The 11,884-nt window shown below is 70.0% G+C and carries 10 protein-coding genes; 4 read left to right on the plus strand and 6 right to left on the minus strand.

Annotated features, from left to right (window positions below; all coding sequences use genetic code 11):
* Positions 1–3 precede the first annotated feature (3 nt).
* Both purD and MRBLWH13_RS00075 read right to left on the minus strand, forming a co-directional pair.
* On the minus strand, positions 4–1,281 hold the full coding sequence (purD, locus tag MRBLWH13_RS00070; RefSeq protein ID WP_341956328.1) for a phosphoribosylamine--glycine ligase: 1,278 nt from the start codon (positions 1,279–1,281) through the stop codon (positions 4–6).
* A gap of 47 nt (positions 1,282–1,328) precedes the next feature.
* Complete coding sequence (locus MRBLWH13_RS00075) at positions 1,329–2,009, minus strand: CoA pyrophosphatase (RefSeq protein ID WP_341956329.1); 681 nt, start codon at positions 2,007–2,009, stop codon at positions 1,329–1,331.
* Positions 2,010–2,181: 172 nt separating this feature from the next.
* Between MRBLWH13_RS00075 and MRBLWH13_RS00080 the strand changes: the two genes are divergently transcribed.
* On the plus strand, positions 2,182–2,553 hold the full coding sequence (locus tag MRBLWH13_RS00080; protein WP_341956330.1) for a sterol carrier family protein: 372 nt from the start codon (positions 2,182–2,184) through the stop codon (positions 2,551–2,553).
* A gap of 25 nt (positions 2,554–2,578) precedes the next feature.
* Here the strand turns inward: MRBLWH13_RS00080 and MRBLWH13_RS00085 are convergent, their stop codons facing one another.
* Genes MRBLWH13_RS00085 through MRBLWH13_RS00095 form a run of 3 tightly spaced genes read right to left on the minus strand, consistent with a single transcriptional unit; the run spans position 2,579 to position 5,567 of the window.
* Positions 2,579–3,373, minus strand: coding sequence for a heme ABC transporter ATP-binding protein (locus MRBLWH13_RS00085; RefSeq protein WP_341956331.1), 795 nt, complete (start codon positions 3,371–3,373; stop codon positions 2,579–2,581).
* Entirely contained in the window at positions 3,370–4,443 is a 1,074-nt protein-coding gene (locus MRBLWH13_RS00090) for an iron ABC transporter permease (RefSeq protein ID WP_341956332.1), read from the minus strand. Before MRBLWH13_RS00090 ends, MRBLWH13_RS00085 begins: the two co-directional genes overlap by 4 nt.
* On the minus strand, positions 4,440–5,567 hold the full coding sequence (locus tag MRBLWH13_RS00095) for an ABC transporter substrate-binding protein (RefSeq protein ID WP_341956333.1): 1,128 nt from the start codon (positions 5,565–5,567) through the stop codon (positions 4,440–4,442). The genes MRBLWH13_RS00090 and MRBLWH13_RS00095 overlap by 4 nt, the downstream gene beginning before the upstream one ends.
* A gap of 161 nt (positions 5,568–5,728) precedes the next feature.
* On the opposite strand from MRBLWH13_RS00095, the gene MRBLWH13_RS00100 reads away from it, so the two are divergent.
* Together MRBLWH13_RS00100 and MRBLWH13_RS00105 are read left to right on the plus strand one after the other, a co-directional pair.
* A complete protein-coding gene (locus tag MRBLWH13_RS00100) occupies positions 5,729–9,592 on the plus strand; it encodes an HtaA domain-containing protein (RefSeq protein ID WP_341956334.1) in 3,864 nt (1,287 codons plus the stop codon).
* Between the two features lie 101 nt (positions 9,593–9,693).
* Complete coding sequence (locus MRBLWH13_RS00105) at positions 9,694–10,008, plus strand: potassium transporter Trk (RefSeq protein WP_341956335.1); 315 nt, start codon at positions 9,694–9,696, stop codon at positions 10,006–10,008.
* Positions 10,009–10,052: 44 nt separating this feature from the next.
* Here MRBLWH13_RS00105 and MRBLWH13_RS00110 read toward each other — a convergent pair whose 3' ends face one another.
* Positions 10,053–10,685, minus strand: a complete 633-nt coding sequence (locus MRBLWH13_RS00110) for a zinc-binding alcohol dehydrogenase (protein WP_341956336.1) — start codon at positions 10,683–10,685, stop codon at positions 10,053–10,055.
* A gap of 62 nt (positions 10,686–10,747) precedes the next feature.
* Here MRBLWH13_RS00110 and purM point away from each other — a divergent pair, with 62 nt between their 5' ends.
* The gene (gene purM / locus MRBLWH13_RS00115; RefSeq protein WP_341956337.1) at positions 10,748–11,878 is read left to right on the plus strand and encodes a phosphoribosylformylglycinamidine cyclo-ligase; all 1,131 of its coding nucleotides are present in this window, start codon (positions 10,748–10,750) and stop codon (positions 11,876–11,878) included.
* Positions 11,879–11,884 lie beyond the last annotated feature (6 nt).

The raw sequence follows: 11,884 nt of genomic DNA on the forward strand, positions 1-11,884 counted from the left end.
GTGTTACTCCGCGACGCGAGCCGCGATGTCGGTGCGGAAGTGCGAGCCGTCGAGGCGGATGCGGCCGATGGCGTCATAGGCACGGTCGCGCGCGGTGCGGAAGTCGGATGCCACGGCGACGACGTTCAGCACGCGTCCGCCGGTCGCGATGAGCGAGCCTCCCGGGGCGTCAGGGCTGGCGGTCGCGGCATGCACGAGACGGACGCCCTCGACGGCCGCAGCGTCGGCGAGACCCTCGATCGGACGACCGGTCTGCGGTGCCTCGGGGTATCCCTCGCTGGCGAGCACGACGGTGATCGCGACGTCGTCGCTGAAGACGGGCTCCGGCTGATCTTCGAGGGTGCCGGATGCCGCGGCGAGCAGCAGCCCCGACAGCGGTGTGACGAGGCGCGGCAGCACGATCTGCGTCTCGGGGTCGCCGAAGCGGGCGTTGAACTCGATCACGCGAACACCCGCGGGCGTGAGGATGAGGCCGGCGTACAGCAGACCGATGAATGGGGTGCCCTCGCTGTCGAGCTGGCGGATGACGGGCAGCGCGACGTCCCGCGTGACCTCCTCGACGAAGTCCTGCTCGCTGCCGAACTGGTCGGCGAGCCACGGCAACGGCGAGTACGCGCCCATGCCGCCGGTGTTCGGACCCTCATCGCCGTCGAGTGCGCGCTTGAAGTCCTGCGCGGGGCTGAGGGCGCGCACCGTGTCGCCGTCGCTCAGGAAGAACAGCGAGACCTCGGGGCCCGAGAGGAACTCCTCGATCAGCACGGGGCCCGACGGCAGGTAGTGCTCGGCGTGGGCGAGCGCATCAGCGCGGTCGGACGTGACGATCACGCCCTTGCCCGCAGCGAGTCCGTCGGCCTTCACCACGTACGGGGCGCCGAGCTCGTCGAACGCGTCCTCGACCTCGGCGGTGGTGGTGGCGCGCACCGCGCGCCCGGTGGGTACGCCCGCGGCATCCATGATCCGCTTCGCGAACGACTTCGAGCCCTCGAGCTGAGCCGCGGCCTTGCCCGGGCCGAACACGGGGATCCCGTGCGCGCGCAGCACATCGGCGACGCCGGCGACCAGCGGGGCCTCGGGGCCGACGACCACGAGGTCGATGGCGTGCTCGTTCGCGAACGAGGTCACCGCGGCGCCGTCGAGCATATCGACTGAGACGGGAGTCGCATCCTGCGCGATCCCGGCGTTGCCGGGGGAGACGAAGATCTCGTGCTCCGCCTGCTCTGCTCGCAGAGCGAGGATGATCGCGTGCTCACGGGCACCGGAACCGAGGACGAGAATCTTCACGTATCCAGACTACCGACGAGGGCACGCGGGTTTCGGCGGGTTGCGACTCAGAGCTCGATCGGACGCTCGACCGAGGGATCCCACTCCGCCGTCCAGCCGGCTGCGTCGAACAGCGCATCGAGCACCATCGCTGTGAAACCCCAGACGATGGTGCCGTCGATGTCGAAGGCGGGGCCGCGCCAGGTGCGGCCCAGGCGGTGGATGGTCGAGGTGAATCGGATCTCGGGGTCGAGCAGCTGCGCCACGGGCACCCGGAACACGTCGACCGTCTCGGCGTGGTCGACGGCTGCGACCCGCGACGGTGAGCGCCACCAGGCGAGAACAGGCGTGACGACGTGGTTGCTCGCGGCGAGGGGCAGTTCGGGCAGCGTGGCCAAGACCTCGACGCCTGACGGGTCGAGTCCGGTCTCCTCCTCGGCTTCGCGCAGGGCGGTGGCGGCGGCATCCGCATCCTGGTCCTCGCGCCTGCCGCCGGGGAACGACACCTGGCCAGGGTGCGACGACAGAGTCGCGGCCCGGCGCTGCAGCAGCACGTCGAGGTCGGCCGCCACGGTCGCCTCGTCGGTCCGAGCGGGGACGCTGTCGAGTCGGCCGAACAGCACGAGCACGGATGCCGGGTGGGCGCTGCCGACGATCGGCGGGAAAGGTCGCGCCCAATTCTCGCTGCGCTGCGTCGCGGCGAGCAGCTCGGCCCGCGCGCCGTGCAGGGTATCGGGATTCTGGCTCATCGCCTCGAGCCTATGCCTGTGCGCGGGTATGCAGGCGGGCGGCGTGTCCGTCAGCGAAGGAGATCCGCGCTTCGGACGGCCGAATCCGGTGAATCCGTCCTTTCGAAGCGCGAACGTCCTCGCGAAACGCGCGTGCATCCTCGGCGAACGACCCCGGCGTACCCTGGTGCTCATGCCCTCCAGGAAGATCGACATCATCGACGGGCGCGCGGCTCTCGACGCGGTGACTCGCGCGGATGCCGCCGGCGACAAGCCGCAGCGCACCGACCTCGCGACGGCCGTGCGGTACCTGCTGCAGCTGCTCGACGAGAAGGCGCCCGGCAACAGCGTCGAGGTGCGGGTGCCGCCGTTCGGTGCGGTGCAGGTCATCCAGGGTCCCCGGCACACGCGAGGGACACCGCCGAACGTCGTCGAGATGGATGCGGCGACGTGGATCGCCGTCGCCATCGGCGCGGAGCATTGGGCGGATGCTGCGGCATCCGGTCGCGTCAGTGCCTCCGGCACGCGCGCCGACCTGTCGGACGTCCTTCCGCTGCGCCCCTGAGGCGACCGGGCCTGAACCGACCGGGTCAGAGCCCGCGGCGCGCGACCACCAACGGCACGCCCGTCATCGGATGCGGGAACACGTCGACCGGCTGACCGTAGACGTCTTCGATCCTCTCGGCCGTGAGCACGTCGGCGGCTGCGCCCGTCGCGGCCACCCGGCCCTCCGAGAGCAGCGTCACTCGATCTGCGTGCGCGAGAGCGGCGTTGAGGTCGTGCAGCACGATCGCGACGGCGATGCCGGCATCCGCCTGAGAGCGGATCAGGCGCATCACGTCCTCATGGTGTTTGAGGTCGAGTGCGGCGGTCGGCTCGTCGAGCAGCAGGATGCCGGTGCTCTGCGCGATCACGCGGGCCAGCGCCACGCGGGCGCGCTCACCTCCCGACAGTGAGGTCACCGCACGCGTGGACAACGACAGCACCTCGGTCGAAGCCATCGCTGCGGCGACGATCTCGTCGTCGTCCTCCGCGGCCCCGGTGCGTGCCCACGGCGCCCGGCCCATGCGCACGACCTGCTCGGCACTGAACGGGAACGACACCGCGTTCTCCTGCAGCAGCACCGCTCGCGCTCGTGCCATGTCCTGCGCGCGGATGCCGGTGATCGGCGAACCGTCGAGCAGCACCGCGCCCGCGCTCGGGGTCACGTCGCCGGCGAGAACCCCGAACATCGTCGACTTGCCCGCGCCGTTGGGCCCGACCAGCGCGTGGATCTCGCCCGCTCTGACCTCGATCGATGCGTCGTCGAGGATCGCGCGGTCGTCGCCCACGAGCACGGTGACGCCGCTCGCCTGCAGTCGGGTGGCGGTGTCGACGGCGCTCATGCCCATCCTCCCGAGCGTCGGCGCGTGCGCACGAGCAGCCAGAGGAAGAACGGTCCGCCGACGAGCGAGGTGATCATGCCGATGGGCAGATCGGCCAGCGGCACCGCCGTGCGGGCGACGAGGTCGGCGATCGCGATCAGCAGTGCGCCGCCGAACGCCGAGGCGATCGTGAGCGGAAGGTGCGCGGGGCCGATGATCATGCGCATCAGGTGGGGCACGACGAGACCCGCGAATCCGATGATGCCGGCGAAGGCGACGGCGGCGCAGACCAGCACCGCGACCGTGACGATCACGACCATCCGCAGCAGCTCGACGTTGACGCCGAGGTGTCGGGCGGTGCGCTCGCCGAGGGAGAAGAGGTCGAGCTGTGGCGACACGATGAGCGCGACCACGACACCGATGGCGACGAGCGGAGCGACCAGGGCCACGTTCGACCAGAGGGCGCCGTTCAGCGAACCGAGCTGCCAGAACACGATCTGCTCGCGTGTCGACGTCGTGCCGAGGAAGGTGAGGAAGGCCATGCCCGCGCCTGCGATCGCGTTGATCGCGATGCCGGTGAGCAGCAGGGTGACGACCTCGGTGCGCCCGCCCGATCGGCTGATGAAGTACACCGCGAGCACCGCGATCAGCCCGCCGAGGAAGGCGAACGCGGGGGTGGTCCACATGCCGAACGAGGCGAGGCCCAGCGTGATGCTCGCGGCGGCGCCGAGCGCGGCACCGGACGAGACGCCGACGACACCGGCATCCGCCAGCGGGTTGCCGAAGATCGCCTGCATGAGAACACCCGACACGGCGAGGGCCGCGCCGACGAGCAGGCCGAGCACGAGGCGGGGGAGGCGAAGGTTGTAGATCACGCCGTAGTCGGTCGCCTCGGTGGGGGCCCAGGCGGTGTCGATGCCGATGCCGCGCAGCAGCACGCCGATGAGGTCGGAGGGGGAGAGCGAATACTGTCCGCTCGTGATGGATGCGATGCAGGTCACGAGCAGGGCGGCGACGAGGCCGGCGATGACGAGCGCGAAACGCAGCCCGAGGTGTCTCGACGGCGTGCGGGTGACGACCTCGCGGCTCACTTCGCGGGCTCGGCGGTCGCGGATTCCGACGGGGCGTACAGGGCGCGGGCGATCGCCTCGATCACATCCGCAGATCGAGGGCCGAAGCCGAGGATCTCGCTGTCGGCCATGTCGATCACGCGACGGTTCGCTCCGGCGGGAGTCTCGGCGATCGCGGGGATGCGCTCGATGAGTCCGTCGATGCCGTCGACGGATTCGAGTCCGTCGGTCATCATCACGAGCACGTCGGGTCGGGCTGCGACGAGTGCCTCGGCAGTCATCGGCTTCATGCCCTCCCACCCGATCTCTGCGGCGACGTCGACCCCGCCGACGGCGTCGATCAGAGAGTCGGCTCCTGAGTCCTCGCCGAAGATGTAGTAGATGTTCGCGTTGCCGCGCACGTAGAGGAACAGCATCCGCGCGCGGTCGTCGACGTCGGTCGGCACGACCTCGGAGATCTCGGCCAGGGCATCTGCGAGGTCCGCGTCGAGGCGCTCGATCAGGGCCGCACCACGAGAGGGCACGCCGAGAGCCGTGGCGATCTCGGTGACCAGCTCGTCGGTGGTGTCGAGGCGTCGGTCGCTCGAGATGACGACGACCGTGATCCCGGCGTCGTGCAGCTGCTGGCGGATCTCCTTCGGGCCGATGGTCGTGTCGGTCAGGATGACGGTGGGGGCGAGCTCGAGGATCGCCTCGGCGTTCAGCGTGTGCCCCGTCTTCGTGACCACGGGGAGGTCTTCGGTGCCGGCGAACATCGTCGACGAGTCCCGGCCGACGACCTGGTCGCCGAGGCCCAGGGCGAAGACGGTCGAAGCGATCGTGCCCGAGATGTCGATCGGCAGGATGCGGTCGACATCGGTGATCTCGACCTCGCGACCCTCGCTGTCGGTGATCGTGACGGGAAGCGCGGGAGCTGCCTCGTCGGCCACCGGCTCGATCGCGCGGCTCGAGAGGCAGGCCGTGGATCCGCCGGTCGCGCTGCGCACGTCGTCGACGAGATCCAGATCGGCGAGCGGGACGGATGCCTGGGGGCAGGTGTCTGCGGCGTCACTCTTCTGCGGCGCGGCGGAGGCCCCCGGGCCTGCGCACCCGGCGAGGCCGACGGCCAGAACGGCTGCGAGAAGAAGGGCTGAGACGCGAAGCATTAGGCAAGGCTATCCTAAAACTTGACTCGCCCTCGCGACCGCCTCTATTCTCAGGAACGCGGCTTACTTAGCTAAGCCTAACCAACAATCACCCTCTCGCCCGACTGCATTGCGGCACCGCTGGCGCGTCCGTTCCTGCGCGCCCGGAGTCCTGGAGAATCGTGAACGCCACAGCCACAGCATCCACGGGGAGCGGCCGCATACGCGGGCTGCTCGCCGCCCTCGTATCCTTCGTCCTGATCGCGGCGGGCGCGGTGATCGTTCCTCCCGCGCATGCGGCCGGCGGCTCGGTCGCCGCTTCGGTGACATCTGCCGCCACCACCGGCATCACGGTGCAGGTCGATGCCTCGGGGCTTCCGGAGGTCGCGAGCGTCTACGCGGCGCTGATCGTGAAGGGCACCGAGAGCGGACTCTCCGGCCCCGGTGGCGGGTACGCCGCGTTCGCGCAGCCGTTCCCGGCGGTGGCCGCGGGAGCGAGCTCGTTCACGCTGACCGCTCCGGCAGGATCCCTCGATCGCACGAAGGTTTACGAGGTCCTGATCTGGCAGCAGCACTCGGTGCCCAACGCCGAGACGATCTACGCTCGCGGCGATGTCGCCATCTCGGGCGCGCAGTGGGATGCGGTCTTCGGCGCGGAGACGACCGACCCGGGTACGGACCCCGGCACGGATCCGGGCACTGACCCCGGCACGGATCCGGGTACCGACCCCGGCACGGATCCGGGAACGGACCCCGGCACGGATCCGGGCACTGACCCTGGAACCGACCCGGGCGAGGTCGAGCCAGCCGCTCCTTCGATCGAGGTGTTCCTGGCTGACGGCGCCACGCCTGCCGGCACGACCGCGCTGAAAGCCGGTGACAAGGTGGTCGTGAAGGGTTCGGGCTATGACCCGACCGCGAACGTCGGCGGCCGTGGTGTGCCGATCCCGGCGAACCTGCCCCAGGGCACGTACGTCGTGTTCGGCAACTTCGCCGCCACGTGGCAGCCGTCCGCGGGAGCTGCAGGCACCGCTCGCTCGGTCGGCGCGCAGGCGTGGGCTCTCTCGGAGTCCGTGCTCGACCAGGTCCCGACTCAGTACCAGGGAGCGATCCGCTCGCAGTGGGTCGACATCGCCGCCGACGGCACGTTCCAGGCGACGCTGACGCTGAAGGACACTGCGACCACCCCGGGCTCGTACGGCGTCTACACCTATGGTGCCGGCGGCGTCGTCAACGCGGCGCAGGAACAGAGCGTCGCCCTGAACTACACCATTCCGCCGAAGATCACCGTCGCGTCATCGCTCGCGGCGGGCGACCCCGGGATCACCACGAAGGTCACCGGCACCTCGTTCGGCTCGGCGACCGGCGTCTACGCCGCAGTGATCGAAGCGGGCACCGAGGCGAACGTGACGGCCGGCGGCGGATTCGCGGCGATGCAGTTCGTGCGTGGAGTCACGGGTGGAGCATTCACCGTGGACCTCACGGCCAAGGCGGCGGATCTCGATCGCACCAAGACCTACGAGGTGATCGTCTGGACGCAGCACACGCTGCCGAACGCCCAGACGATCCTCGCCCGCGCCGCCGTCACGATCAGCGACGCCGACTGGGACGCTCTCGAGCCTGTCGCTCCTTCGATCGAGGTGTTCCTGGCTGACGGCACCACGCCTGCCGGCACGACCGCGCTGAAGGCGGGCGACAAGGTGGTCGTGAAGGGTTCGGGCTACGACCCGACCGCGAACGTCGGCGGCCGTGGTGTGCCGATCCCGGCGAACCTGCCCCAGGGCACGTACGTCGTGTTCGGCAACTTCGCATCCATGTGGCAGCCGTCCGCGGGAGCTGCAGGCACCGCTCGCTCGGTCGGCGCGCAGGCGTGGGCTCTCTCGGAGTCCGTGCTCGACCAGGTCCCGACTCAGTACCAGGGCGCGATCCGCTCGCAGTGGGTCGACATCGCCGCCGACGGCACGTTCCAGGCGACGCTGACGCTGAAGGACTCCGCCACGACCCCAGGTTCCTATGGTGTCTATACCTATGGCGCTGGCGGCGTCGTCAACGCGGCGCAGGAACAGAGTGTCGCCCTGAACTACGGACTCGCGCCCGCGGTGACTTCGACGATCAAGAGCGCCACCGCGACCGAGGGATTGACGGTCACCGCCGCCGGGTCGGAGCTCGGTGCCATCACGGGTGCGTATGTGGCTCTGATCGAGAAGGGCACCGAGGCCGATGTCACCTCGGGCGGTGGCTTCCTCGGCATGCAGTTCGTGCGCGGCATCACGGGCGGTGCGTTCAGCGTCGACCTGAACGCTGCGGCCGACACGCTCGATCGCACGAAGACCTACGAGGTGATCGCGTGGCAGCAGCACACACTGCCCACGTCTGACACCGTCTACGCGCGCTCGACCGTCTCGATCACCGAGGCGCAGTGGGACGCACTGCTCGGAAAGAAACCCGAAGAGCCGAAGCCCCCGGTCACCACCCCGACGGCCCCTGCGGCGACGGTTCCGGGTGGCTCGATGCGCTGGGGCATCTCCACGTCGTTCACCCAGTACGTGGTCGGCGACATCGCCAAGGGTGCGATCGACGTCTCGGGAGGAGCGACCCGATCGGGCGGACTCTTCCAGTTCGGTCAGACGGTCGGCGGCGACTACAGCACGGCGACGGGCCTCGGCAGCGTCGTGTACCGAGGATCGGTGCGTTTCACCGGCCATGGCGGCGTGCTCGACGTCACCGTGTCGAACCCGCAGGTCAGCGTCACCTCCGCGGGCGCCGCGACCCTGTACGTCACGCACGCCGGCGCCCAGGTGGCGTTCGCGACGCTCGACCTGTCGCGGGCAGTCGTGACCACCGCGAACGGCGCCGTCACCTACTCGGGTGCCCCCGCCTCGCTCACCGCTGACGGACGCAACCGCGTGCTCGCCGGCTTCTCGACGAACCTCGACCCCGTGTCCTTCACGATCGGTTCGGTGGCGGCAGCGCCGTCGGGGACCACCGGCACGGTGGCGGCCGCGGCTGTGAAGGCGAAGGCGACGCTCCCGGCGACCCCGCCGGCGACCACGGGCATCGAGATCGACGAGCAGAGCCTGGCGGCATTGCAGTCCGGCAAGACGGCGACGTTCTCGGCATCCGGGTTCCAGTCGAACGAGACGGGCATCAAAGTCGTCGTGTACTCGACGCCCGTGCTGCTCGACACCATCTCGGCGGACGCCTCCGGCGTCGTGACCTGGACCGGAACGCTGCCGGCGAGCCTCGAGGACGGCGTGCACACGCTGACCCTGCAGGGGTCCGTCGCCCGAGGCCTCGAGTTCACGCTGGCGCGGGCGACCGCGGCGATCGGCGCCTGCACCGTCGACGGTGCCACGCTCGAGTGGGGCTACAAGGAGTCGTTCCGCACCTACATCGAGGGCATCGCCGCCGGTGGATGGACGCTCACCGACGTCGCCTACGACTACCCCGACTACGTGTGGTCGAGCGGCAGCGGCTCGTTCGACCACGAGACCCTCACCGGGCTCGTGACCTTCGGCGGCAGCATCGCCTTCACCGGTCACGGAGGCGCGCTGAACACCACGCTGGCGAACGCGCGCGTCGAGCTCGCCGGAGACACGGGCTACCTCGTGTTCGACGTTCTCGGCACCACGCAAGACGGTCAGGGCGTCGACCAGAAGGCTGTCCGCCTCGCGGAGTTCTCTCTGGGAGACGCGGCGCTGGTCGACGGAGAGCTCTCCCTCGAGGCGATCCCGACGACCCTCACCGAGGCGGGCGCTGCAGCATTCGGCACCTACGCCGCGGGTGAGGAGCTCGACCCGGTGACCGCGCAGCTTCCGGTCGCGGCCGAATGCGGTGTCTCCGTCGAGGAGGAGGAGCCGGCCGAATCCGAGGGCACAGCCGCCGCCGCATCCGTCACGGCCATGGCCGACACCGAGGGCGCCCCGGTCTGGCCGTGGATCGTCGGAGGCCTCGTGATCGTCGTGCTCGCCGTCGGCGGCGGCGTGCTGATCGGACGACGCACCAGGGCGACGGCCGAGAACGTCGAGGTCACGACCGAGCCCTGATCCACCGCAGAACGGCGACGCCCTCCCCGCAGCGGACGCGGGGAGGGCGTCGCTCTGCAGAGGAGGGCGCAACCCGCGGCCAACGGTGGGACAATGGATGCATGTCCTCCCACGATTCCCCCCAGACGGTCGAGGCGACCGTCCGACGCGTGCCGCGATTCGGCGTGTTCATGGGCATCGGCGTCGTGCTCGGCATCATCGCCGCCGGCATCCTGACGATGGTGGGCAGCTACGAGCCGTCCGACGCCGTCAACGTCGTCTACCCTCCCGGCCAGGTCTTCGGATTCCTGCTGCTGTGGACGGTGCCGATCGGCGTCGCGCTCGCGAGCATCGTCGCCCTCATCCTCGAGCGCGTCGCGCGACGCCACGACCATGTCGTGAAGGTCGAGCACGAGACGATCATCGAGAACGACTGACGGCCGCGGTCGGACCGCCGGTCCTGTGACTGCGGTCTCCCGCCCTACGCCAGCTCGGCGATGATCGGACGGATGGCGGCGTCGAACGACACCACGTCGCGACGCAGACCGTCGGTGACGGCCACGGTCAGCGCCCCGATCCACCAGATCCCGCGCTGTGAGAACGGGAGCACCTGCACATTCAGCTCGAACGAGTGCGCGCGTCGACCGATGTCGCGCTCGAACTCGGCGATCGCGCTGGCGTAGGCGCGATACGCCTCACCGCCGATGGTGCCGTTGCCCGACCTGCTCGCCATCGAACTGCGGATCGATGACACGTAGCGGTCGTGCGAGACGCGGGCGTAGTGCAGGGCGGATGCCGCGTGGGGGACGATCGCCTCGGACAGCTCCTCGGATCCCGAGGCGGGCAGAGCGACAAGCGTGTCGAAGCCCTCGATGAGCTCGAGCGGAACTCCGGACGGATGCGCGCGCGGCTCGACCGTCATGTCCCAGTACTCCCGCCACTGCTTCTCGAGCTCGGGGGTGACCTCGGCGGCATCGGGCGCCCTGACGGGCAGATCGCGCAGGCTCGGGAGGTCTTCGGGGGCACGGATTCCCAGCGATTGCCGCAGCGCGAGCGCGACGAGCACCGGAACGCTCGCGTCCTCGCGGATCAACCACTGCGGCTTGTCGGCCATGGCCCCATCGTAGGAGATGGAGGAAGGGGAGAGGAGGTCTCCGCGGGCGGTAGGCTGGACGCGTGGCTGCCTCCCCCACCAATCCCTATTCCGAAGCCGGCGTCGATACCGCTGCAGGCGATCTCGCCGTCGAGCTGATGAAGTCCTCCGTGCGCGCGACGCACGGCCCTGAAGTGCTGGGCGGTGTCGGCGGATTCGCCGGGCTGTTCGACGCGAGTGCACTGCGCGACTTCCGTCGCCCGCTCCTCGCGACCAGCACCGACGGCGTCGGCACGAAGGTCGCCATCGCGCAGGCCATCGACAAGCACGACACGATCGGCCAGGACCTCGTCGGCATGGTCGTCGACGACATCGTGGTGGTGGGTGCGAAGCCGCTCTTCATGACCGACTACATCGCGTGCGGGAAGGTCTTCCCAGAGCGCATCGCCGACATCGTGCGCGGTATCGCCGAGGCATGCACCGCCACGGGCACCGCGCTCGTCGGCGGCGAGACCGCAGAGCACCCCGGTCTCCTCGGCCCGCGCGACTACGACGTGGCGGGAGCTGCGACCGGTGTGGTCGAGGCCGACGGCATCCTCGGTGCCGACCGCGTGCAGGACGGCGACGTCGTGCTCGCCGTGGAGTCCAGCGGACTGCACTCCAACGGCTACTCGCTCGTGCGTCACATCGTCACGAACGCCGGCCTCGGCTACGGCGACAACGCCGCCGATTTCGGCACGACCTGGGGTGAGGCCCTGCTCGAGCCGACCCGTCTGTACACGCTTCCGCTGCTGCGTCTGATCGAGCAGCTCGGCGGTTCGACAGGCGTGGGCGGCGTCCACTCGCTGAGCCACGTCACCGGCGGCGGCATCGCGGCGAACCTCGCCCGCGTGCTTCCGCAGGGCAGCTGGGCCGAGGTCGACCGCAGCACCTGGTCGCCGAGCCCGGTCTTCCGCGTGCTCAGCGACATCGCGGGGTCGACGCTCGAGTCAGCCGAGGGCACCTGGAACCTCGGCATCGGATTCCTCGCGGTCATCGCGGCGGATAAGAAGGATGCTGCGATCGCGGCCCTCGCGGCCGAGGGCATGCCCGCATGGCAGGTCGGAACCGTGGGCTTCGGCGCGCGCCCGGCAGGAGAGTTCGAACAGGGCGCCAAGGGCGTCGACGGTGGAGCAGTGCGCCTGGTCGGCGCCTATGCGGACGGAGCGAAGTAAGAGCCC

The sequence above is a fragment of the Microbacterium sp. LWH13-1.2 genome (assembly GCF_038397735.1).
Classification (GTDB): Bacteria; Actinomycetota; Actinomycetes; order Actinomycetales; family Microbacteriaceae; genus Microbacterium.

Bases quoted from the DNA above. Each gene is read 5' to 3' on its own strand.
- MRBLWH13_RS00085 (WP_341956331.1), bottom strand. From the start codon at position 3,373: ATGAGCGCCGTCGACACCGCCACCCGACTGCAGGCGAGCGGCGTCACC.
- MRBLWH13_RS00075 (WP_341956329.1), bottom strand. From the start codon at position 2,009: ATGAGCCAGAATCCCGATACCCTGCACGGCGCGCGGGCCGAGCTGCTC.
- MRBLWH13_RS00110 (WP_341956336.1), bottom strand. From the start codon at position 10,685: ATGGCCGACAAGCCGCAGTGGTTGATCCGCGAGGACGCGAGCGTTCCG.
- MRBLWH13_RS00080 (WP_341956330.1), top strand. From the start codon at position 2,182: ATGCCCTCCAGGAAGATCGACATCATCGACGGGCGCGCGGCTCTCGAC.
- MRBLWH13_RS00095 (WP_341956333.1), bottom strand. From the start codon at position 5,567: ATGCTTCGCGTCTCAGCCCTTCTTCTCGCAGCCGTTCTGGCCGTCGGC.
- MRBLWH13_RS00105 (WP_341956335.1), top strand. From the start codon at position 9,694: ATGTCCTCCCACGATTCCCCCCAGACGGTCGAGGCGACCGTCCGACGC.